This is a genomic window from Lactiplantibacillus sp. B652 (assembly GCF_023806745.1).
Lineage (GTDB): Bacteria > Bacillota > Bacilli > Lactobacillales > Lactobacillaceae > Lactiplantibacillus > Lactiplantibacillus pentosus.
The window spans coordinates 44,597-67,748 of record NZ_JAMSKY010000003.1; the positions used below are offsets into that span (position 1 = coordinate 44,597).

The 23,152-nt window shown below is 47.5% G+C and carries 22 protein-coding genes; all 22 read left to right on the forward strand.

All coding sequences use genetic code 11. The features are described 5' to 3' along the window. The first annotated feature begins 33 nt into the window (after positions 1 to 33). The 22 genes from MZO40_RS05035 to MZO40_RS05140 all read left to right on the forward strand — a co-directional run bounded on the left by MZO40_RS05035 (position 34) and on the right by MZO40_RS05140 (position 22,869). Positions 34 to 885: an ABC transporter ATP-binding protein gene (locus tag MZO40_RS05035; protein WP_088771293.1), complete on the forward strand. Its 852-nt coding sequence runs from the start codon at positions 34 to 36 to the stop codon at positions 883 to 885. Next, positions 886 to 1,746: an ABC transporter permease gene (locus tag MZO40_RS05040; protein ID WP_088771091.1), complete on the forward strand. Its 861-nt coding sequence runs from the start codon at positions 886 to 888 to the stop codon at positions 1,744 to 1,746. Positions 1,747 to 1,773: 27 nt separating this feature from the next. Further along, on the forward strand, positions 1,774 to 2,232 hold the full coding sequence (locus MZO40_RS05045) for a LytTR family DNA-binding domain-containing protein (RefSeq protein ID WP_088771092.1): 459 nt from the start codon (positions 1,774 to 1,776) through the stop codon (positions 2,230 to 2,232). A 9-nt stretch (positions 2,233 to 2,241) separates the two neighbouring features. After that, entirely contained in the window at positions 2,242 to 2,640 is a 399-nt protein-coding gene (locus MZO40_RS05050; protein WP_088771093.1) for a DUF3021 domain-containing protein, read from the forward strand. A 118-nt stretch (positions 2,641 to 2,758) separates the two neighbouring features. Next, positions 2,759 to 3,757 carry a diaminopimelate epimerase gene (gene dapF, locus MZO40_RS05055; RefSeq protein ID WP_088771094.1) on the forward strand — a complete coding sequence of 333 codons (999 nt, stop codon included), beginning with the start codon at positions 2,759 to 2,761 and terminating at the stop codon, positions 3,755 to 3,757. 185 nt (positions 3,758 to 3,942) lie between these two features. Next, positions 3,943 to 4,497, forward strand: a complete 555-nt coding sequence (locus MZO40_RS05060; RefSeq protein WP_105961405.1) for an NUDIX hydrolase — start codon at positions 3,943 to 3,945, stop codon at positions 4,495 to 4,497. Then, a complete protein-coding gene (locus tag MZO40_RS05065) occupies positions 4,497 to 4,748 on the forward strand; it encodes a hypothetical protein (protein ID WP_050338406.1) in 252 nt (83 codons plus the stop codon). Before MZO40_RS05060 ends, MZO40_RS05065 begins: the two co-directional genes overlap by 1 nt. A gap of 20 nt (positions 4,749 to 4,768) precedes the next feature. Next, on the forward strand, positions 4,769 to 5,473 hold the full coding sequence (locus MZO40_RS05070; protein WP_050338407.1) for a 5'-methylthioadenosine/adenosylhomocysteine nucleosidase: 705 nt from the start codon (positions 4,769 to 4,771) through the stop codon (positions 5,471 to 5,473). 156 nt (positions 5,474 to 5,629) lie between these two features. Continuing rightward, positions 5,630 to 6,781 (forward strand): cysteine desulfurase family protein, encoded by a 1,152-nt coding sequence (locus MZO40_RS05075; protein ID WP_050338408.1) that lies wholly within the window; start codon positions 5,630 to 5,632, stop codon positions 6,779 to 6,781. 12 nt (positions 6,782 to 6,793) lie between these two features. Beyond that, positions 6,794 to 7,135: a DUF1831 domain-containing protein gene (locus tag MZO40_RS05080; protein ID WP_252133139.1), complete on the forward strand. Its 342-nt coding sequence runs from the start codon at positions 6,794 to 6,796 to the stop codon at positions 7,133 to 7,135. A gap of 3 nt (positions 7,136 to 7,138) precedes the next feature. Continuing rightward, positions 7,139 to 8,377 carry a tRNA 2-thiouridine(34) synthase MnmA gene (mnmA, locus tag MZO40_RS05085; protein WP_303635066.1) on the forward strand — a complete coding sequence of 413 codons (1,239 nt, stop codon included), beginning with the start codon at positions 7,139 to 7,141 and terminating at the stop codon, positions 8,375 to 8,377. A 1,181-nt stretch (positions 8,378 to 9,558) separates the two neighbouring features. Beyond that, positions 9,559 to 10,911 carry a TrkH family potassium uptake protein gene (locus MZO40_RS05090; RefSeq protein ID WP_105961406.1) on the forward strand — a complete coding sequence of 451 codons (1,353 nt, stop codon included), beginning with the start codon at positions 9,559 to 9,561 and terminating at the stop codon, positions 10,909 to 10,911. Positions 10,912 to 10,941: 30 nt separating this feature from the next. Next, on the forward strand, positions 10,942 to 11,604 hold the full coding sequence (locus tag MZO40_RS05095; RefSeq protein WP_050338411.1) for a TrkA family potassium uptake protein: 663 nt from the start codon (positions 10,942 to 10,944) through the stop codon (positions 11,602 to 11,604). A 275-nt stretch (positions 11,605 to 11,879) separates the two neighbouring features. Next, positions 11,880 to 12,608, forward strand: coding sequence for a WxL domain-containing protein (locus MZO40_RS05100; RefSeq protein WP_101873293.1), 729 nt, complete (start codon positions 11,880 to 11,882; stop codon positions 12,606 to 12,608). 57 nt (positions 12,609 to 12,665) lie between these two features. Then, positions 12,666 to 13,700: a DUF916 and DUF3324 domain-containing protein gene (locus MZO40_RS05105; protein ID WP_252133141.1), complete on the forward strand. Its 1,035-nt coding sequence runs from the start codon at positions 12,666 to 12,668 to the stop codon at positions 13,698 to 13,700. A 6-nt stretch (positions 13,701 to 13,706) separates the two neighbouring features. Then, positions 13,707 to 15,158 (forward strand): WxL domain-containing protein, encoded by a 1,452-nt coding sequence (locus MZO40_RS05110; protein WP_105961408.1) that lies wholly within the window; start codon positions 13,707 to 13,709, stop codon positions 15,156 to 15,158. Positions 15,159 to 15,496: 338 nt separating this feature from the next. Then, positions 15,497 to 16,162: a histidine phosphatase family protein gene (locus tag MZO40_RS05115; RefSeq protein ID WP_003639056.1), complete on the forward strand. Its 666-nt coding sequence runs from the start codon at positions 15,497 to 15,499 to the stop codon at positions 16,160 to 16,162. Between the two features lie 23 nt (positions 16,163 to 16,185). Next, positions 16,186 to 16,866 carry a lipopolysaccharide assembly protein LapB gene (locus tag MZO40_RS05120; protein ID WP_050338415.1) on the forward strand — a complete coding sequence of 227 codons (681 nt, stop codon included), beginning with the start codon at positions 16,186 to 16,188 and terminating at the stop codon, positions 16,864 to 16,866. Positions 16,867 to 16,878: 12 nt separating this feature from the next. Then, the gene (locus MZO40_RS05125) at positions 16,879 to 19,488 is read left to right on the forward strand and encodes an ATP-dependent RecD-like DNA helicase (RefSeq protein WP_105961409.1); all 2,610 of its coding nucleotides are present in this window, start codon (positions 16,879 to 16,881) and stop codon (positions 19,486 to 19,488) included. Positions 19,489 to 19,701: 213 nt separating this feature from the next. Beyond that, positions 19,702 to 20,667: a ribose-phosphate diphosphokinase gene (locus MZO40_RS05130; protein ID WP_088771100.1), complete on the forward strand. Its 966-nt coding sequence runs from the start codon at positions 19,702 to 19,704 to the stop codon at positions 20,665 to 20,667. Between the two features lie 354 nt (positions 20,668 to 21,021). Then, positions 21,022 to 22,503 (forward strand): C40 family peptidase, encoded by a 1,482-nt coding sequence (locus MZO40_RS05135; protein WP_105961410.1) that lies wholly within the window; start codon positions 21,022 to 21,024, stop codon positions 22,501 to 22,503. Between the two features lie 162 nt (positions 22,504 to 22,665). Further along, positions 22,666 to 22,869, forward strand: coding sequence for a hypothetical protein (locus tag MZO40_RS05140; protein ID WP_003639051.1), 204 nt, complete (start codon positions 22,666 to 22,668; stop codon positions 22,867 to 22,869). The last annotated feature ends 283 nt before the right edge of the window (positions 22,870 to 23,152 follow it).

Consider the following 23,152-nt stretch of genomic DNA (forward strand, 5'->3'; position numbering starts at 1 on the left):
TGGGAGGTGGTCATTGTGGTATTACTTGCGACGATGCATTTAACAAAGGTATACAAGCAACACGTTGCGGTCAATGATATTAACCTGAAAATTAAAGCGGGTCGTATGACTGCCATTCTAGGGCCGAATGGTGCGGGCAAAAGTACGTTGATCAAGTTGCTGATTGGTCAGTTAACACCGACTGCTGGAACCGTTGAGATGAATCGCACTCGTCAGCCAGGCGTTGTCTTTCAAGGCAGTGTGCTGGATGATGCCCTGACAGTTGAAGAAAATTTACGATTACGTGCCCAACAATACCGTGATGTTCCCAAGCAACGAGTCGCAGAACTACGGGTACAACTTGGTTTGACCAGCTTTTTTCACCAGCGATACGGCACACTTTCCGGAGGTCAGAAACGGCGAGTCGATATTGCACGGGCCTTACTCAATCATCCTGAAATTCTGTTCTTGGATGAACCGACTACTGGGCTGGATATTCAAACAAGAACGGTAATTTGGCAATTATTGCATGATTTGCAACAACGAGAGGGATTGACAATTGTCCTGACGACACATTACTTGGATGAAGCCGACACCGCTGATAATGTTTATATTATGACAAATGGCCGTGTTTGTTCACATGGGTCAGCTGCTGAAATCAAGCAACGTTATGGCCGACCACAATTGGTCTTGACGGTGGCACCCAACGCACAACCTACTGTGCTGGCAACTTTGGTACAGACCGAGTTTCACGTTACTGGCAATCAAGTGATTTGTCTACCGACCGATATGGCATCTGCAATACAGATTTTGACAATCTGCCAGCCAAATTTACTTGATTTCGAGTATCGCCCTAGCTCGTTGAACGATGCTTTTATGGCCTTGACCGGAAAGGAGTTGACTTAAATGCTTGCTTTGATTAAACGCAACTGTCGGCTCTATTTTCGAAATCACAGTGGCGTTCTGTTGTCACTGTTAAGCGCGGGAATTGCGTTTGTTCTGTATTTAGTGTTTCTTAAAGCCGGAATGCACCGAGAATGGTCACAGCTCCCACAAACGGATCAGTTATTGGATAGTTGGTTGATTGCCGGTATTCTGGTCTTGACTGGCATCTCAACGACATTAGCTGGTTTGGGCCAGCTCGTCTCAGACCGTGAGCGCCAGGTTGACCGGGATTTATTGCTCACGGATGTGGGACCAGTCAGATTGGAATTAAGTTATTTGGTGAGTGCAACCATTGTCGGTATTGTCATGCAACTAGCCATGTTCGCTGGCATGTGGGGCTATTTTAGTTTTACTGATGGTCTTAGGTTTAGCGGGGCACAGTTGCTGGATGTTGTTGGCCTAATGATGATAAGTGCGGGTTTGGCGACGGTCGTGAATGCACTGATTATCGCCCGTATTCATACCATCGATAATTTTGGCAAACTTGCGACCATTATTGGCACCGCGACGGGCTTTCTGGTTGGGCTGTATCTACCGGTTGGTTCGCTTCCAACTGCAGCTCAGACCTTAGTCAAATTAACGCCTGGAAGTTACGCGGCATCGCTGTATCGTCAGGTACTAATGAATGACACCTTAAATACTGTTTTTGCTCATAGCAGCATTGCCCAAAACGATTTTGAGCGATTGATGGGTGTCCGTATCAACTGGTCGGGTTTGTTGACAGCCTCACAGACCTATCAGATAATATGCTATATCTTGGTCAGTTGCTTGTTACTGGTGCTGATTCCGGTTTGGCGACAACAATTACAATGGCGACGGTAACGCTTTATCAATGGGAGGGTGGTCAATGTGGTTCACAGTCAATTTGAACGAGATGAACAACTGGCGCCATCTCAGATAGAAGTACTGGTCAAAGCGTCTCAACTAGGTGAACCAGTACAAGCTTTGATGCTGTATATTGACCAGTTCCAAACTGCACATCCAACTATTATCCCGTTGAAGACCAGCGAGCGACTGATGATGGTGAAGACTGCCGATATTATTATGGCGGATGTTCAACAAGGGCAACTTCTGGTCTATACGACCGCACATCTCATTCAGTCCAAAGAACCGCTTAGCCATTTGCGGCAACGACTGGCCAATCTGGATTTTGTGCAGGTCTCGAAACACGCATTTTTGAATTTGAACCATTTATTGAGCCTGAGTGATAGTTTTTCTGGTAATATGACTGCGGTCCTCACGAATCAAATCAAGACTGAGGTCAGCCGTAAATATGTGAAGACGCTGATGAAAAGCCTAGGAATATAGGGGGCCGCCATGAAAGTAAGCTTACAACGAATGATGATTGGGTGTGGTTACGGCGCAGTTGCCTATTTGGTCATTATTGCACTCAACATTCAGCCCACGCATCCTACAATGAGGAATGTTGTGAGTGTCTTAATCATGAGTGCGTTGATTGGACTGCTAACAGACTTGTTTGAACTGGACCGGCTATCATATTTAGTGGCAGTAGGACTGCATTTGCTAGGTACATTTGGGTTAACCATCGGTACGATTTGGTTTAATCACTGGCACATTCCTAGCTTCTGGGGCCTGTTTTTAGGCTGCTATCTGATTTTGTGGGGAATCGTCCGGTTTTATCAGTTTTTAGAAGTCACTAAAATCAATCAGGCCTTGGTTGAACGACAAAAAAATTTGAACCAACACCAAGACTAGCAGGGTTAATCACCAGGTTTCATGAGAATTGGTCCTTTGGAATTGAATTTTCATGAAAAAGTCAGTATGATAATGAAGTAGTTTAATTTAGGATTAAGATTATATAGATAGGATGTTGATGGCTGTGAAAATGATCAAGGTACACGGTTCTGGGAACGATTTTTATTTATTAGATCAAACGCAATTTCAAGCACCGTTATCTGATGCGGATTTGAAGCAATTGGCAATTAACGTTTGTAAGCGGGACGGCGCCGGTTTGTATGATGGTGCCGATGGCGTGTTAGTCGTCGATAAATCTGAACATTCGCAAGTCCTTGGTCGCATGCGGGTCATTAACGCAGACGGCACCGAGGCTAGCATGTGTGGCAATGGTCTACGGACGGTGGCACGCTACTTGGGAACCCAAAATAGTGTCGAAGATTTTCGGGTCCAGACCATGTATGCGGACTTAAAAGTACAGGCCGTTGCTGACTTTGCCGCTCATGTGCCTGCATACAGTGTTGAAATCTCACCCGTCTCATTTGACGCGCAAACTTTAGGTATGCACGCCAACCATGACGCGGCGACGATTATCAACGAGAAGATTCCAGCACTATCTGAAGATTTGAAGTTTTCAGCGGTTGCTGTACCTAATCCACATTTGATTGCATTTGTCGACCACGAGACTTTAGTTGGTCCTGAATTAGGACGAATCGGTGCCTGGATGAATGATGGCAAGAACAGCATCTTTCCTGATGGCGTGAACGTCAGCTTTGTCGAAGTCTTAGGCGCTAACTCAATTTTTGTGCGGACCTTTGAACGCGGCGTTGGCTTTACGAATGCTTGTGGGACTGCGATGTCTGCATCTTCATTAATGTACGTCTTATTGCATCAAGAAAGTACTGATTTCAACCAAGAAATTCAAGTTACTAATCCTGGTGGGATGGTCAAGACAGTCGTTCATCAAGGTGCCGATGAAGAATACTGGATGGAACTGATTGGCAATGCCACCTTTGTTCGCATCGTCACCTTGCCACTTGAGGAAGCCTTACGTGGAGATTACAGTACGGCGACTGCGACCGAAACCGGCGAACAAGCTGCGTACGAAGACTTTGTGTCGAATTTAGCACAAGTGTAAGGGGTCATCACGACCGCGAATTGATGAACTGGAACCATGACCTGACCAGCAGTCACGACCGCTCGTTGGGTCATTTTTTATGCGGTTCGTTAAAATTATCGTAATCGGTCGACTGAAAATTGCATTCGGTCCTAAAAATCGGTATCCTTATTGAGAGAGCAGACACTGAAAGGGGTGCTTGAGTGATGACATTTGAAGAACGCGTTCAAAGTCGCAAAATGGTCTATCAAGGTGGACTCGTGCAAGTTGAACGTCAAGAAGTCACGTTGCCAGACCAAACGACGGCGACTCGCGAAATCGTGCGGCACCAGCCAGCGGTCGCGATGCTAATGATTACGGCAGAACGCCAAATGATCGTTGAACGGCAGTGGCGAGCGGCAACGGGTGGCTTAACGCTTGAAATCCCGGCTGGCAAGGTCGAAGCCGGAGAAACGATGGACCAAGCAGCCGCACGGGAGCTCAATGAAGAGACCCGACTGACCGCCAGCCGATTAGAAGCGGTCGCCCAATTTTATACCTCACCTGGTTTTACCGATGAATTTATGAAATTGTACGTGGCGACCGGTTTAACAGCCGTTGCGACAGAGCTACCACAAGACCCTGATGAACAAATTGGGCTAATTAAGCTGGATTTGGCTACCGCCGTCGAACAAGTGCAGACCGGACAAATCCAGGATGCGAAAACAGTAATGGCGATTTGGTACTGGCAAAGTCACCCCGAGTTAGGAGTTGAAGCATAGTGGCTGATGACGAACGTGTCACCCGACAGCAATATCGGCAACAACGCCGGCAACCAGTTGAAGACGATGAACCAACACAACCCTCAGAGCCAGAGACGAGCAGTTCGTCGCGTCAGGCTTATGCGGCCGAAAATAATCGTGCACTGGAAGAAGTAAAGACCAAACGCTTGGCACGGAAGCTCAATTGGGTGATTGCTGGACTAATACTAGGCATTATCATTGTCTTTTTAATTTTATTTTTAACACCATAGAAAGTAGGGGTTAGCGCAACATGAAATTTGGAATTATTTGTGCCATGGAAGAGGAACTCAAAACTTTGCGGGAGGCACTGCAAGACGAACGGGTCGTGCCAATCAAAGACATCACGTTTTATGATGGGACGATCGACCACCAAGAAGTTGTCTTAGTGCAGTCAGGTATCGGTAAGGTTCAAGCCGGAATGACGACAGCGTTGATGATTACGAACTTTGACGTGGATGTCGTTATCAACTCAGGTTCAGCTGGCGGAATCGGTGCTGGTTTGCATGTCGGAGACGTCGTTGTGGCCAGTGCCACGGCTTACCATGATGTCGATGCGACGGCCTTTGATTACGAGTACGGCCAGTTACCACAACAACCACTATATTACGAAACGGATGCCAACTGGGTCAAACAAATCATGGCAGCAGCAACCGCTACTGGTTTGAATGCCAAGACTGGTTTGATTGTTTCCGGAGACCAATTCATTGCTGGAAAAGCGGCGACGGATAAGATCTTGGCACATTTTCCAGACGCACTGTCCAGTGAAATGGAAGGCGCTGCGATTGGTCAAGCCTGCCATCAATTCAAGACACCTTACGTGGTGATTCGGGCAATGTCAGATGTTGGTGATGAAAACGCCGGTGTCAGTTTTGACGAATTTATTCTAGAAGCGGGTAAACAATCAGCAGCCATGTTATTGGCCCTCTTTGCGGCACAAGACCAAGCCACAGATTAATACGAGAGTAACCTTGTCCAACACGGCGGCACGCGATAGACGCGTGACGACACTTCCGTACGGTGACAGTGGTAGGACGACAGCTGAATGGCAATTAACTGTGGACTGGTTACGATAGGAAGTAAATGAAGATTTTTTAGAAGGAAGTATGACGACATGAAGCAAGTGTACCTAGACAATGCGGCCACCACGCCGATGGCTGCTTCGGTGGTTCAGACGATGACTGAGCAAATGACGCAAACGTTCGGGAACGCCTCTAGCACCCATGCTTTTGGACGGGCTGCACGGCAAGTATTGGATGATAGCCGGCACGTCATTGCCCAAAGTATCAATGCCCCCGACGATGATATTATTTTCACCAGTGGTGGGACTGAGAGTGATAATACGGCGATCATGCAGACGGCCTGGACCCGGCAACATTTAGGTAAGCATATTATCACGACGGCGATTGAACACCAGGCAATTTTAAAGTCGACGGCTTTTCTGGCAGAACATGGCTTTGAAATTACTTATTTGCCCGTCAATGAGCAAGGCCAAATCAGTTTGGACGACTTGAAGGCGGCGTTGCGACCAGATACGATCTTGGTCTCAATCATGACGGGGAACAACGAGGTCGGTTCACAGATGCCGATTCACGAAATCGGGATGTTGCTGAAGGATCATCAAGCGTGGTTCCATACGGATGCCGTCCAAGCTTATGGATTGTTAGATATTGACGTTGAGCGTGACCATATCGACATGCTATCGACGTCAGCGCATAAGATCAACGGCCCTAAGTTTCTCGGCTTCTTATATAAACGTAATGGCGTTAACTTTCCAAGCTTCGTCAAAGGTGGCGAGCAGGAAGATAAGCGTCGTGCTGGGACCGAAAACGTGCCAGCAATCGCTGGTTTTGCGACGGCGGTTCAAGAATTGACGACTGAAGAAAAAGCACACCGACAAGCTAAATATCGGGACTTCAAGCAGTATGTTGTGGACCAATTGACGGCCAACGGGGTTGATTTTGAAGTCAACGGTTCACTCGGAGAGAACAATTTGCAGCACGTGTTGAATCTCTGGATCAAAGGGATTTCAACGTATACGATGCAAACGAACTTAGATTTGGGTGGTGTGGCCGTATCCGGTGGGTCCGCATGTACCGCGGGTAGTCTGGAACCTTCCCACGTCTTGATTGCAATGTTTGGTGAAGATTCTCCACGGGTCACGGAATCAATTCGCCTTAGTTTTGGGCGCTATACGACGAAGGCTGACTTAGACCAGTTTATCGATGTATTGACGAAGACGACCCAACGATTATTAAAGAAATAGGGGGCCCATCAAATGGCTTATACAAAAACGGTTCAATTAGATGGTGATACGACATCCTATACCTTAAGTGCAACGGTTAAGAAATACACGTTGCTAGACCTGGGCTTCGTGAAGGGACGGTCAGGTGCGTTCAGTTTTGGACGGTCATTGGATCCGACATCGCCATACCAAGCAGCCTTTAAATTAAAGGTGACGGTCAATGCCGATTTAACCGGTTTTAAAATGACAACGGTCACCGGTAACGGCGTTCAACGCGTCAATATTTTTAAAAATGACGCGCATCCGGAAGCCGTTGAACAATTACGCTATATTCTCGCCAACTTTATTGAGCGGGACGTCCTCACTGAGGGCTAATTAATGAAACGCCTGGCTTGCAGCCGGCGTTTTCTTTGTTATAATGGTACTTACTGGACTTGTACGACCTTCAAATCGTGGATTCTCCAGAATCTTTTGGAAATGATGGTGAAAAGTATGACTGATCACAGTAACACGCGTGTCGTTGTCGGCATGAGTGGTGGTGTTGATTCATCCGTTGTGGCACTGCTCTTAAAGCAGCAAGGCTATGACGTGGTGGGCGTCTTTATGAAGAATTGGGACGATACGGATGAAAATGGTGTCTGTACCGCGACCGAGGACTATAAAGATGTGGCAAAAGTTGCTGACAAAATTGGAATTCCTTACTACTCAATCAACTTTGAGAAGGAATATTGGGACCGGGTCTTCACGTATTTCTTAGATGAATACAAAAAGGGCCGCACGCCTAACCCTGATGTCATTTGCAACAAGGAAATTAAGTTTAAGGCGTTTCTAGATTACGCCATGGATTTAGGTGCGGACTACATCGCAACCGGCCACTACGCGCGTTTGCAGCATGACGAAGATGGCACGATGCACTTATTACGGGGCGTTGATAGCAATAAGGACCAAACTTATTTCTTGAGCCAGTTGGATTCCAAGACCTTACAAAAGGTCATGTTCCCACTTGGCGAGATGATTAAGCCGGATGTACGGAAGCTAGCGCTAAACGCTGGTTTGGCAACAGCTAAGAAGAAGGATTCCGTTGGTATCTGCTTCATCGGTGAGAAGAACTTCAAGGAATTCTTGGGCCATTACTTACCAGCGACTCCCGGTAAGATGATGACGTTTGATGGTCAAGTCAAAGGCGAGCATGCCGGTTTGATGTACTATACGATCGGTCAGCGTCGGGGACTCGGTATTGGTGGCGATGGTGAGGATAACGAGCCATGGTTCGTGATTGGTAAGGACCTCAAGCAGAACATTCTCTACGTCGGCAAGGGTTACCACAATCCACACCTATATGCGACTCACTTGAAGGCGTCCGACTTGCACTTCGTCACTGACGAAGACCTCGGCAACGACTTCCACGTGACGGCCAAGTTCCGTTACCGTCAAAAAGACTCCGGTGTGACGGTGCATTTCAATGACGACCACACGGAAGTTACGGTAACGTTTGACGAACCCGTACGCGCAATTACCCCTGGTCAGGCAGTCGTCTTCTATAACGGCGAAGAGTGCCTTGGCTCTGGTATGATTGACGCTGCTTATAATGAAGAGCGCGTCTTACAGTACGTCTAACAGCAATCATCTGTTCAGTTGAAGCCCATTAGTTAGCCCAGTGCTTACTAATGGGCTTTTTTACGCGTTGTGCTGGTTATTCCTTAGCATAGAAGATGATTAAAAAGTGTAGATGGGTGTTCTGTCCGTCAGCCGATGCGCACCCTAGTCCGACTTCCGGGGCCGGCTGACAATTGCTGGAACGTAAGCCGACATCGATTTGAACTCACGCAGAAGACCACTGCGCAATTTCAAATACGAGTCTTATTCTAAGCCGGAAGAAGCCCACTTCAAGCTGAGAATAATTTGGCTACTGAGCATTGTCAGCCAGCCCCTACAGTCGGGAACCCGCTCGAATGGCGGATGAACGGTCACCTATCTTGGTACAATTGACCACTTAACATTAGATGCCTGGTCCTTCAGGCAAACTGTGAGTCAGGACCAACGATTCCTAGACATTGAGGTGGTGATTCATATCAATCTGACTCGGAAACTCCACTTGTAAGAGCTAGCAATTTGGCCACTTCCATAGAGACGAGCCAAACGATAGATAAATGAGGCATGAAGTAATTTAAATCAAAACAAATCTGACAGTTAGATCACAGACGTACCGTTTATTACGAATCAATGACCAGTCGTTCTAAAGTTGAGTCCGCAAATGTCCGCCTTTCGAATGGAATCCAGGCTGGAAGGTGTTTCTGACAATGCTCAGCGGCTTCTAGAGTGTGAGGTTCAGACGGGTTGGGACTGAGGATTAGCCTAGCTAGAGCGTTAAGCGGCGCATTCCCGCTTGGCGTTCTGGCGTAGCTAACCGGAAGTCCCAGTCTGACCCGAGCACATTTCGGCAATGTTGCATAGAACGTGGAGGACCAGTATTTAAGACGCGGGTTGTCGGCTTAAATCTGTGTCCATCGCGTTCCAGCGTTGTCAGAAATACCTGTAAGCCGGCATAGGACGTAGATTCGCTGCAAGTTTACGGTAACTCGCTTTGTTTCCAGCGGGTCTCAGCTGGCTGCTTTTGAACTTAAGAATTGTCATGATTTAATCATGATTCATGACACAAATCAACTAACATAACGAGTGGTCTATTAGGTGTTCACGAATTAAAAACTGCGGGTTGCAATTCTGACTGGGGTTGATTAAGCTAAATGGAGTGAGGTTTCAGTGTTGCTGCTGGAATCGTGAAGGAGAAGTTAGTTAGTATGAAGAAATTAGCACATCTAAGACTTTTTGATACCCTTTCTAAGAAGATGGTGGCGGGATTCATCATTTTAATTATGATTGGAACGGGGTTATTAAGTTTGCCATGGGCGACGCCAGCTGGTGTGCACACGTCATTGATCGATGTGGTGTTCACGGCAGCTTCCGCGACCTGTATTACCGGGTTGACGGTCGTCAATACTGCCGCACATTGGAGCACTTTTGGTCAATTAGTGATTTTAGCCCTATCAGAAATCGGCGCCCTCGGTTATATGACGTTTGCTGTATTGCTTTTTAATATCATGCGCCGTCAAATTGGGTTGTCCACTCAACTGATGGTCAAAGCGTCACTTAACTTGGAAAGTCTCAGTGATACCAAGAGTGTGATGAAATATGTCGTCGGTTTGTCGCTGCTGTTTCAACTCGGTGGGCTCGGACTTCTGGCCATAGATTTCGTGCCCCGATTTGGCTGGCGGCATGGCTTATATACGGCGATGTATCATGCCGTGATGTCATTTTGTAACGCCGGTTTCGATGTCTTTGGGAACAGCCTACAAAGTTTTCGCAACGACCCTTACGTGCTGATTGTGACGATGATTTTGATTATTGCCGGTGGACTGGGCTTCTTAGTCTGGCGTGACTTGTTGTTATTCCACGTCCGTAAACGGTTGACGTTGAATTCAAAGTTGACGTTGCTAACGACCATTAGTTTGTTCGTGATTGGGTTTGCGGTGCTACTCGTGACGGAACGGGATTTAAAACTGCTGCCAGCGGGGACGTCGTGGTTTAACCGCACGATCAATACCCTGTTTTTGAGTGTGACACCGCGAACGGCGGGACTGATTACGATGCCGACGCAGGGACTGCAGGCAGGGAGTTTATTTGTCATCATGATCTTGATGTTTGTCGGTGGAACACCCGGTTCAACGGCTGGCGGAATCAAAACGACGACATTTGGCGTGTTGATGTTTCAAAGTATTGCCCAGCTACGGGGGCGTGAAGATGTGGAATTTAGTCATCGCCGCTTTAGTCAGGAGAATATTAGCCGGGCACTGATGTTGATTTTTCTGGCCAGTGTCGTACTAACGGTCGCAACCTTGATTCTAACGCAGACGGAATGTATTCCGAAGGGCTTTGGGCTCGAGTACGTGCTCTTTGAAGCCTTGTCCGCCTTTGGGACGGTTGGATTGAGCTTAGGACTAACGCCGAACCTGAGTGTGATTGGTAAAATTATCATTATGATGCTGATGTTTATTGGGCGGGTCGGAATTTTCACGTCGTTGTACGCCCTTTCGAAACGTCAGGCCAGAGTCAACGTGATTCGTTACCCGGCTGAAAACATCTTAATTGGGTAACGTGAATGGTGAAATGATAAGGAGGACGACATGAGAAAAAGTTTTGCGGTGTTTGGACTCGGACGCTTTGGTGAAGCAGTTGTCCGGACACTGGTGGCTGAACATCAGGATGTGTTAGCCGTGGATATTAAGGAAGAGCCGGTCAACGAATTGATGGATGTTGCGACACAGACCATGATTGCGGATACCCGTGATGAAGAAGTATTGCGCGACTTGAACGTGGAATCGTTTGATTACGTCATTATCGGAATCGGTAATAATATGGAAGCCAGTATCCTAACGACGATGCTAAGTAAGGAGCAGGGGGCCAAAAAAGTGATTGCCAAGGCCGAGACTAGCGACCAAGGCCGGGTGCTCGAACGGGTCGGTGCCGATCAGGTCATCTTCCCAGAGCGTGACATGGGCCAGAGTGTGGTCCGTAAACTGTTGTCGAATCACATTCTCAATTTCATTGATTTAAGTGATGAGTACACGCTGGCGGCAATTGAAATTACTGATCCAAACTTTGTTAATCAAAATTTGATCGACCTGAATATTCGGCAACGATTCGGTTTGACCGTGATTGCCATCAAGCATGGTAAGGAAATCAACGTTTCGCCGAAGCCAACGGACATGATGGCGTTGCATGACGTGATTACCGTTGTCGGTTCCATCAAGAGCGTTAATGCGCTGGATGACGCGTTAAAAAAATAATTGAATTAATCAAGTTAAGTTCGTCGAGACAATTCTGCCTTGACGGACTTTTTTGTCGTGGAACCCGTTTAGAACTTGCGCGAGCATGCGGTAGGACGGAAAAGTTGTTGATACGGAAACTTAATGAATCAAGATTTCACCAACTCTTTCGTTGCTTGTACATGCTAAACTGATGATGGCGTCAGGGGAAGAGGACGGTGAAAGCGTAATCATAAAGTCATTAGTAAAATGATACAACAATTCAATTTGGTCAAGAGAGAAATGGAGGAAGTAACATGCGAACTTTTAAAGTGATGACCGGTCTTAGTAGTGGGGTCACCCTACTATCACTGGCGTTAATGCCACTGGCGGCCTTTGCTGCTGGACCTGGAACGGCGGATGGCAACTTAACGACCGTTTCCACCGGTTACGTTGCGGATAGTACTGGCAATGCTGAAGCGTTATCTAACGCCCAATTTACAGTAATGCCTGGTGAATTAACGTTGAATGCCGTGCCAAATATCGCACTCGGTTCAACTAACGTCAAGAACATTGCCTCGGGTCCGACGACCTTGAACGCAACCAGTGGTAACACTTCAGGTGGTGCCGGGTACGATGGTAATGGGCGTGGCAATCTGAATATCAGCGATTATCGTGGTAACCATGCTGGTTGGAGTTTGACGGTCGGAATGGGACCATTCAGTGCCGGCGCCGCAACCATTGATACGGCGACTCTGAATTTGAATATGACAAAGGGGACGGTCGACAATACGGATACGTCAGCACCGTCCGCACTGAGTTTGAGTCAATCGACGGTCACGAATGGTTGGGTCGCAAGCCCAGCAACGTTATGGAGCGCCAGTGCTGCTACTGGTGAAGGTGACAACACCGCCACAACAGCCACCAGTAGTAACTTACAAGTTGCAAAGCAAAGCAACGTTTCGGCCGGGACGTATTCCGCAACACTTTACTGGACGTTACAAAATGCGCCAGCCGCTGCCGCTGCACCAAAAGCCGCTTCGTAGTCAGTTAGTGCTTTCTTAACAGGTCACATGAGTCAATGAGTCGTGGGAGGTGTTGATATGTGGTTTAAAAAAATCAGTCAGTGGTGGGTGTTAGTGCTGGCGTTAATGCTTGGTGGTCTCTTGGGAATGCAACCAATCCATGCAGCGACGAGCACTCCCGCGTCAGGTTTTGTGTTGACACCTCTACTGCCCAAAGACCAGCTCGATAAACAAGCCGGGTATTTTAATTTAAAAGTAACGCCGGGAAGTACGCGGGAGCTGAAAGTATCCGTTAGCAATCCCAGTAAATCGGCAATTACCCTTGAAGTGACGCCGGTGAATGCCACGACTTCGGATGCTGGTAGTGTTGCGTATGTGCCGTCAAATCGGCAAGATCCATCGGCAACCACCACGTTTAAGGACATGACTTCAGCTGGGGCCACCGTGCAGCTCGCTGCGCATCAGGCCAAGACAGTCGGTTTCACCGTAACGATTCCGAAAAATGGGTTTAAAGGTGAAGTGTTAGGTGGCTTATTTGTTACCAACCCAACTGCCAGTGCCACTAAACCAACGAATGATCAAGGGTTTGTCTTGAAAAATCGTTACGCAGAAGTGACGGCGGTTGCACTCTGGTGTCAGCCACAGGAAACGATTCCCGTCCAACTGGTGCTTGATCAAGTTAAAGTCACAACGGACAATGGTCAACCAGTTCTATTTGCCAAACTGCGCAATCTGGCGCCAACGCTTTTTGGTCAGTTGACGATTCAAGCACGTGTGATTGACCGAGCAACTCGTAAGACAGTCGCAACCCAACGACTGAAATCAGGTTCAATGGCGCCAAATAGCTGGTTTAACTACCACGTGGCGCTCGGATCTGACCGGTTAGCAGCTGGTAACTATCAATTGAAGCTGCACTTAACCAGCGGGACGCGAGTATGGAACTTCAGTCATAACTTCACCCTGACTGCGCAACGAGCCAGTCAGCATAATCATCGACTGGTCGGTCCGCACAAAGTGAACTGGTGGTTATGGGGGAGTTTAGCGCTAGTCGGACTGTTAGCCTTGCTGATGGCGGCATACTGGTTCGGTCAACGGCGTTCACGTAAGGAGTGAGGCGTGATGAAAAAATGGGTTAGGTGGGTATGGTTCACACTTAGCGTCATACTCGTCTGCTGGTATTTTACTCCTGTCGTTGAAGCGGCCAAAACGGCACCGCAACCACCTACTTCGCGGCCAACTTCAATTGTTGGTTTGAACCTTTCCGGTGGTTTTACGCAACAACCCATCGATAGTAATGTCATTGGTGGTCAGTCAGTGACACTGTCTGTTCGCGCACAACGTAGTGCGTTAGAAGCCGCAACTAGTCTACTCAGTGGTCGGAAATACGTTTGGTGGCAATCGACTGACGGTGGTCAGACCTATCAAAAAGTCGGCGCGAACAGTCGAACCTATACGTACAACGCGCCCGAAGTGACGGCAACGACGCCAGTTTATTTTCAAGTCCAATACGATTTCTCAGGTGTTGGGGCCTTTCCGGATTATTGGTCGAAAATTGCAAAGGTGACGGTAACCCCGTCACGAGTGGCAACGACTGGTATCAAGGTCAGTAGCGATGAGCAGTGGCTGAATAATTCAGACGAGACAATGGTTCACGCCGCGCTGACACCAGAAACTGCGACGGACCCCGTCACGTGGAAGAGTAGTGATCCAACCTTAGCTTCTGTGGATGACTACGGCAATGTCACCGCTGCAGATGTTGCCAAAGATAACTCAGGGCTGGCCGATGATCATGGCTTAGTCACGATTACGGGTACCTCTAATGGCTTAAGCGACAGTGTTCAGATTCAAGTTGGCGCGCTACAAGACGTGACCGTTACTGAAGGCACGCCAGCGACGTTTACTTTGCCAGCGTTACCAGAGGGCGTGACGGTTGCCAATTGGTATCGTGTCAAAAACGGCAAAGCCACTGCCTTGAATGTGACGGATACGAGTTACACGGTTAAAACGCCAACGAACGCAGATGATGATGGCACGGCGTACTATGCGAGCTTGAGTTATCCAGTCAATGGCAAACCGCAGACGGTCACCACTAATGCGGCCCGCTTAACGGTCAAGTCTGGTGGGCAGTTAGCGCTGATGGCGGTGCCTAATTTGAATTTTGGAACGGTCACACTGAATACGCTTGCGCGTGAGACGACCTTAGCTTTGGCCAAGCAGTCCGTTGCAACCAATGTGGCATATGATGGTAATAACGACCAGCAATTGGCCGTTGTCGATCACCGAACCGTGGGTGGGGATTGGCAGTTACTTGCGAGTCTCAGCCCGTTTGCGACGACTGGTGGTGCCGCCATTCGAACCGCGCAAGTTGAGTTGAAGGCGACGAACGGCCAGCTGGCACAAAGTTTAGTGGCGGATGGAACTGCTCAGACGGTCTATACCCAGTCGGGACGTCAAAGTCAAACCTTTGATGTAACGCCAAGCAGTTTGACCTTACCCGCAACGCCGTTAGCTTCAGCCGGACAGTATCAGAGTACCATTACCTGGACGTTGGCAGTGGTTCCAGCACCATGAATTTTAGGGTAGCTTGTTTGATGACAGGCTACTCTTTTTTATTAGCTATCGGTGGTTTGTTAGCAGACCGGAAGTCACTAGTTCTAGTTGACATAATTTTATTTTTATTAAGTTAATTGGAAATTGACAAAATAGGTGAACAGATTTTGAAAAGCAAGCTGAAAACTGTCATAATGGATAAAGTAGTCGTCGTTTGTCCAGCAGGCATCTGTGGTACTGGTAGTCGATCAGAACACGATTTGGGGCCAGTAAACCGTCGCTAGTTGTCTGATAATTAGCGGTTGCCGCGCGGACCAATCGGCGAAATATATAGGTTATCAATACGAGGAAGTAAGCAATTGACAAAATTATTATTTATTCGCCATGGCAAAACTGAGTGGAATCTTGAAGGCCGCTACCAAGGGTCACAAGGAGATTCACCGTTGTTGCCAGCGAGTTATCAAGAAATTCATGAGTTAGCCGCAGCATTGCAGGATATTCATTTTAGTCACTTATACGTGAGTCCGTTGAAACGGGCGCGAGACACGGCGATGACGTTGCGCCATGACTTGAATCAACCAGAGTTACCGTTAACGGTCCTGAGCCGCTTACGTGAATTCAACTTGGGTAAGATGGAAGGGATGGCTTTTACTGCGGTGGAAGCGACATATCCAGCCGAGTTTGATGCATTTCGCAATCATCCGGATCAATACGATCCAACGGCGATTCAAGGGGAGAGCTTTCAACAGTTATTGAAGCGGATGACGCCTGCCATCACCCAGATTGTTCAGGCTAATCCGCGTCGTGAAGATAACGTCTTGATCGTCAGTCATGGGGCGGCATTGAATGCGCTAGTGAACTCATTGCTGGGTGCATCCCTAGCAACGTTGCGTCAACGGGGTGGCTTGTCGAATACGTCGACGACTATTTTGGAGACCCGTGATCGTGGCCGGCATTATAAATTATTAGACTGGAATGATACGTCGTACTTATCACGGCGTCCAGATGCGACGGATACCATTTGATGATGAAAGGAATGTGAGTGTGTATGGCAAAGCAGACGCGGCCAGATAAGGCGGCCCAACAGGCGTTAGTTCATGAATTAGTGGGCAAAATCGATGCCCGACCAGAAGATTATCACGCGTATTATGATTTGACGGTCTTACTGACGGCCGGAAAAGATTACGAGCAGGCCGAAGCACTGGCAATGAAAGCTCTCGGCAAGTTTGAATCGCAACAACCAGCTGGTGATTTATTCCGCTACGCGCTGGGTAACGTCTACTATCAAGCTGAGATGTACGACAAAGCGTTGCCATTTTATCAGCAAATCACGGATCCTAAGTTGAAGACGGATGCGTATATGATGAGCGGTCAGGCGCTAATGGCCAAACGTGATTATCAACACGCCCTGGTCTGGGCAATCACTGCTCAGGAGGCTCAGCCCAAGCAAGCCGATACCAACTTGTTAGTAGCAGATATTTTACTTGCATTAGGCAATAATCAGCAAGCGTCGGAATATTACCATCAGGCGTTTAAAATTGATCCGCAATCTGGAAAAGCCGCGTTTAACATCGGCTTGACTGCGATGGTGCTGGGTCAACCCTATGCCAAGTGGTTTGAGAAAGCAGAAAAGCTAGATGCCGCTTACTTTAAAGCCCATCAGCAACAACTCTCAGATATTGAAAAAATGTTGGCGAGTCAGTCAGAACATAAACAGTCTAATGAATAAGGAGGATTTTTCGTGACGGACGAACAAGCAAATTTATTTTCCGATGATGTCGGTCGTAACCCTGTCAGCCATTTTGTGGTCGGCAAGGTTGCTGCCACTTTTTTTAGTAGTTCTGATAGTTTCTACAAAGTTTTGTTAGTTAAAGTGACCGAGCAAAACATCGATTGGTCGGAAGATGAAATCGTGGTCACTGGAAATTTTGCCGATATTCAGGAAGAGACCACTTATCGGTTTACTGGCCGGACTGTGACCCATCCCAAGTATGGCGTCCAATTCCAGGCCGATAATTATCAAAATGAGACGCCGACAACGCGCAGCGGCTTAATTGCTTATTTGTCAGGTAATGATTTTCCTGGCTTGGGTAAACGCACGGCGGAGCGCATCGTGGATACGTTGGGTGAAGATGCGATCGATAAGATTTTGGCCGATCCCAAGGTGCTCAAGCCGATTGGATTACGCGCCGGCGTCCAGGCGACCTTAGTCGATACGTTGACGGTCAATAATGGGCTCGAGCAGACGATTATTGGCCTCAATGCGTATGGTTTTGGGAGTCGCCTGGCTGCTGCCATTTATGCGCGTTATCAAGGCGACACGCTCGCGCGAATTCAAGAGAATCCATACTGCTTGGTCGAAGATATCAAGGGGGTTGGTTTTAAGAAGGCCGACCAGATTGCCGCTCAACTCAATATCGACCCGCAAGCGGATGAACGCTTAAAAGCAGCGCTGCTCACTGAAATCGATGAGTTGTGCGTGGCGAACGGCGATACTTATACGACTGCTAAGCCACTTTTGAATCAAACCTTACAGTTGCTGGAGAATGCTCGGCATGTGCGGATCGATCCGGATAAGTTAGCCGACCAACTCGTTGTTTTAGCCAAGGAGAATAAGATTGTTGGCGATGAGAACCGAATTTATCTGCGAGGGCTCTATGAAGCGGAGTGGCGGGTCGCCGAACAACTGAAACGGTTACTGGACGAGGAAGATGAGCACCCGTTGACAGACAAAGCTGTCGAAAGTGCCATCCAGCACGTCAGTTGTGCTAGCAACATCACCTATGATGCCTCCCAAACAGCAGCGTTGAAAGCGGCCATCACGTCGCACGTCTTTTTACTGACCGGGGGCCCCGGGACTGGAAAGACGACTATCATTCGTGGCTTGGTTGCGCTATACGCTGAACTGCATGACGTGGTGCTCGATGTTAACCAGTATAAAGATGAACCATTTCCGATTTCGTTAGCGGCGCCAACTGGTCGAGCTGCCAAACGGATGGCAGAAACTACCGGGTTGCCTGCCAGTACGATTCACCGCCTATTAGGATTGACTGGTCGTGAAGATGGCCCAGAAGAACCTAGCAAGGAACTTCAGGGTGGCTTACTGATCATTGATGAAATGTCGATGGTGGATACGGTGCTCTTTCAGCAGTTGCTGACGTCGATTCCGAGTGAGATGCAAGTGATTTTCGTTGGTGATAAGGATCAATTGCCATCAGTTGGGGCCGGGCAAGTCTTCCATGACTTACTACAGTTTAGTGAATTGCCGCAGATCGAGCTAACGACCATTTATCGACAAGGCAATGATTCCAGCATTATTCCGTTGGCACACGCCATTAAGGATGGTCAGTTACCTGCTGATTTCACCGTTAATCAGCCAGACCGTTCGTTTATTAGCTGTAACGCTTATCAAGTTAACCACATTATTGAACAGGTGGTCGGTAAGGCCAAGGCGAAGGGGTTTAGTGCAGATGATGTTCAGATTCTAGCGCCGATGTATCGTGGAACGGCGGGTATCGACCAACTCAACACGACTGTACAAAACATTTTTAACCCGCTCAAATCTGCACGGCAGAAGCACCTGACTTATAATGGCCAAGACTACCGAGTTGGTGATAAGGTCTTACACCTGGTCAACTCACCGGAAGATAACGTCTTTAATGGCGATATCGGTCGGATCGTGGGGATTGACTTGGCTGGTGATCCGCATAATGAGTCCAAAAAGGACCAAATCACGATTGCGTTTGACCAAAACGAAGTGACTTATCAACGAAGCGACTGGAATAGATTGACTCTGGCTTATAGTATGTCGATTCACAAGTCACAAGGGAGTCAGTTCAAAATGGTGATTCTGCCGATGGTGCCACAATTTTCCAGAATGCTGCAACGCAATTTACTCTATACGGCCGTGACGCGTGCGGAACAGATGCTGATTTTGCTTGGGGATATTCAATCCTTCGAACGTAGCGTCACAAATGAATCAGTCAATCGCCAAACAACTTTAACGAAACGACTCCGTCAAGTTTGGGGAATAGAAACGAGTGACGAAGCGGATGAACCGGAAGCGTCGGCTGAACCTGCAACTGATGTGGAAGCAGCGGCTGGTGATTCTGAGACCACCACAGAAGGTGAACCAACTCAAGCCAAGTCGGAAAACGATGATGATGTGACTTCAGCCCAATCGGTTGAGATGGCGGCAGATGATGGTGAATCCGGGGCTAGTACGGCAGCGCAGCCTACCCAGGGCCCCACGGTATTAACGCCTACGCTCGTGTTAAGTCGGCAGATTGACCCGATGATTGGTATGGCTGGCATTAAGCCAACAGATTTCATGCCACAAGCAACTAATTAGTGGTTGATTGTTATAGACAAATTTCGGTAGGGACGGTATTGTGGCATATTTAGAGAATTATTTTCAAAAAGTCTTTGCTTAATAATTTCGAACTGGTCCGTCGCCCAAAGTTGTGCTGTTTCAGTCAAAAATATGCTTTCCTAGCAGTTTTTCGGGCGGGTAACTGCTATAATCAAAGTAGCAAATCATCAAACAACTTTTATGGAGGTCACTATGTCAACAGACGAATCTTATGCCAAACTAAAACTGTTTGCCCTGAATTCCAATTTACCGCTGGCTAAAAAAATTGCGCAGCGGGTGGGAATTCCACTCGGTAAAAGTTCTGTTAAGCGCTTTAGTGATGGTGAAATTCAGATTAATATCGAAGAAAGTATCCGTGGTGCGGAGGTCTTCGTTGTTCAGTCAATCTCAGAACCAGTCAATGATACGATTCTGGAATTGTTGATTATGATTGATGCCTTGCGTCGTGCGAGTGCCAGTCAAATTAATGTCGTCATTCCGTACTATGGGTATTCGCGTCAAGACCGCAAAGCCCGGTCGCGGGAACCGATTACTGCGAAGTTAATTGCGACGTTGTTGGAAAAGGACCGTGCCAGTCGGGTTATCACAGTCGACTTACACGCTGCACAAATTCAAGGCTTCTTCGATATTCCAGTTGATCATTTATACGCGGCACCGTTGCTGGCAAGCTACTTTAAGGATCGGGGGATCACGGATAATTTGGTCGTGGTTTCTCCGGACCATGCCGGTGTTTCCCGTGCGCGGAAGATGGCTGAACTGCTCGGTGCGCCAATTGCAATCATTGATAATCGGCATCCAGATGATGATGAAATCGTGCCAAATAGTATTATCGGTGATGTCAAAGGCCGCATTGCCATCGTGATCGATGACATGATCGATACTGGGACGCGGTTCGACGTTTCAGCGGATGCCTTATCGCAGGCCGGTGCAGCGACTGTCTATGGCTGTGCGACCCATGCAATCTTCTCACAAGATGCTGTACAGAAACTGCAGGCTTCTAAGCTAGAAAAGGTCATCGTCACGGATACAATTCAGATTCCAGAGTCGAAGCAGTTTGATAAGTTGGTTCAGTTATCTGTTGGTCCATTATTGGGTGATGCAATTAGATTGATTCATGAGCAACAACCAGTCGATCGATTATTTGACCCACGCATTTAATCTTAAAATTCAACGAACGTTAACGTCTTGATGCGTTAACGTTTTTTTATTGGTCATTAATGATCTGACTGGGGCGGTTGACTGAAGCAAATGATTGCTTGTGAGTATCAAAACTAACTTTATGTTTATCCACATAAACGCGGCGATGTCAATTGTTAAGCTCACGTTGGCATTGACAACTATTTTTCAAAATAACCGGATTGTTTTGTAAAAAAGTGAGTGATTCTAGTTTGTATTTTCTCAAATTGTGCTACAATAAAATTATGATTTGTAAAAGCAAATTAAGATTTTATTAATCTTATGCTGTCAGGCGTTTTTGTTACGATAACATTTGAAATCTAAGGAGTGAATTAAATGTCACAAGCACATACAACGGGCAAGGTCCTAGCCGGTACGGTTGGTGCCGTTGGTTTATTGCTTGCTACAGGCCAAGCTGCCAATGCTGCTTCAGTCACCGTCAAGGCCAATGACACGGTGTGGAGCCTCGCTCAAAAGCACGGCGTTTCCGTGCAAAGTATTGAAAAATTGAATTCGATTACTCGGTCTGATTCCAACATTGATTTAATCTATGTGGGTCAGAATTTACAGATTAGTGGGTCAAAAGCGACAACTAAGTCAGCGACGACTAAAACCGCAACTAAGGGTACATATACCGTTAAAGCAGGTGATAGTCTCTGGGCGCTAGCTGACAAGTACAATACTTCCGTCCATGCCCTCCAACAATTGAATAACCTCTCTGGTAATTTAATTTTGGTTGGTCAGAAGCTACAAGTACCAGGAGCAACGACCAAGACGACCGCTAAAACTGCGACGGCTGCTGCAACGACGTCCACGACGACGGCCAGCAGCGCTGCTAGCTCAAGTTCAACAGCCAGCGCTGCTTCCAGTTCAGCTACCAGTGCCAGCAGCACGACAGTAAGTCAGGATACTGCCAGTGATGCTAGTTCGACTAGCGCAACGAGTGCATCAAGCTCATCAACGTCTACGACTGCCACGGCTACTTTAAAGGCGGTTGCGACGAGTGCCAGTGTTGACACTGACACGACCACTGCAACCAGTGCGAGTGCATCAAGTGCTGCTACTAGCTCATCAACAACTAGTCAGAGCACGTCTTCAAGCACTTCAGCTGCCAGCCAAAGCTCGTCAACTGCCAGCCAGAGTTCTTCATCAGCTGCTAGTTCAACTGCAAGTAGCCAAAGTGCAACGAGCTCGACCAGTAGTAGTAGTAGTGCTGCTAGCTCAACAGCATACAATGCTGCAGCAATCACTAGCGCTGCCACTAGTTCAAGTACGACCAGTCAAGCAACTGCAAGTTCAACGACTAGTGCGGCTAGTGAAAGCTCATCAGCTGCAACTTCATCAAGCACTACGAGTCAGAGTAGTTCATCAGCTGCCACGAGTAGTGCAAGCAGTAGCACGGCAACCACGACCAACACCAGCAGTAGTACTTCAACCACTACTTCAAGCGATTTAGCAACTGGTTCTGTGACTGGTTTAGCCTTGAAGCTGGCTAGTGCTAACATTCCTTATGTTTGGGGTGGCGCAAGTCTCTCAGGTATGGATTGTTCTGGATTAGTTTCCTATGTTTACCAACACGCAGCTGGGATTACGTTGCCACATAGTACGGTTGCTCAAGAATCATACGTGACGACTCATTCCGTAGCCGATGCGCAACCTGGCGATATCCTCTTCTGGGGAAGTCGTGGTGCCACTTATCACGATGCCATCTATATTGGTAACAACCAATACGTGGCGGCGCCAACTGAAGGTGAAAACGTGCAAGTTCAAACGATCAGTTCGTACTTCATGCCAAGTTTCGCCGGAACGGTTAAATAAGTTATTAAATACGAATAATCCGGACACTTGGTTGACTGAGTGCTCCGGATTATTTTTTTGATTTCATGATTTAAACTTACTAACAATTGTGGTATATTAATCTTGTCGTTTTTTTAGGATTAAAAATTTGATGGATAAATTTGTTCTAAGGAAGTGTTATCAGTGAGTAATCGTTTTGAAATTCTTGAAGAATATCAAGAAGCTAATACGGAACTTGATCATTTAAAGGCGTTAGCTGCGCGGCAGCAGGATCGCTCACGGGTTGTCACGATTTACCCGCATTTAAAGGAACGTGTTGGTCACTTATCTCGCAAATGCGAACAGCTGGATATGCTACTAGAGGCAATTAACGCTTCTGAAGACTAAACTGAAATTTGGACTGGTTAAATGGGGTTGTCCCGTTAGCCAGTCTTTTTGATTGGTTTTAGCGAACCGATTCTGTTCTTAGACAATGATATCGCGACATCATTGTCTAAGGAGCAACGCCAATAATGCAGCGGATATCACAGGGTGGGAACGTATCATTTTGACATTTATTGTGGGCATCAAATTGTCATAAATTATGATTAAAGCGTGCCAATTGTTTGGATTGCTGTTCGTCAGCCGATGCGCGTCCAATTCCGACCTCCAGGGCTGGCTGACAATTGCT